Source organism: Acidisphaera rubrifaciens HS-AP3 (assembly GCF_000964365.1).
Taxonomy (GTDB): domain Bacteria; phylum Pseudomonadota; class Alphaproteobacteria; order Acetobacterales; family Acetobacteraceae; genus Acidisphaera; species Acidisphaera rubrifaciens.
The window spans coordinates 1-451 of record NZ_BANB01001091.1 but is presented as its reverse complement, the minus strand read 5'-3'; the positions used below and the strand labels follow the sequence as shown (position 1 = coordinate 451).

The window sequence follows — 451 nt, the reverse complement described above, 5'->3', positions numbered from 1 at the left end:
CCGCCAGCATCGCCGCCAGCGCCGGCAGCCGCCACGACGCGACCCGGTCCCCCAACGCCGCCAGCAGCACCGCGAGCCCGACCGCGACCGCCAGCGCCTGCGCCGCCACCACGGGCCACAGGCTCACGTTCCAGCCCAGCGCCGCCACCAGCAGCCCGTAGAAAGGCGGCCGGTCCCAGCCGAGCACGCGCTCCGCCACCTGCGCCGCATAGGTGCCGCTGTCGGCGAACAGCAGCGGATACCCGTTCAGCACCGCCGGCCACAGCAGCAGCCCCGCCGCCGCCAGCACGCACGCGGCCTTACTCACGGAAATACCCGCCATAGCGCGGGTGATAGATATCGGAATCGGCGTGCCCCGCCCGGCCATGCACCCGCGCATCGACGCGCGTGAGCGCGAGGCCGCAGACATGCGCCTGCCCCTCCTCCAGCAGCTCCAGCGCATGCGCCACCA

The 451-nt window shown here is 74.1% G+C and carries 1 pseudogene; it reads right to left on the bottom strand.

Annotated elements, in window-relative coordinates:
- Positions 1-307 (bottom strand): annotated as a pseudogene (locus B8460_RS23015) (hypothetical protein); the annotation flags it as partial.
- Positions 308-451: the final 144 nt, after the last annotated feature.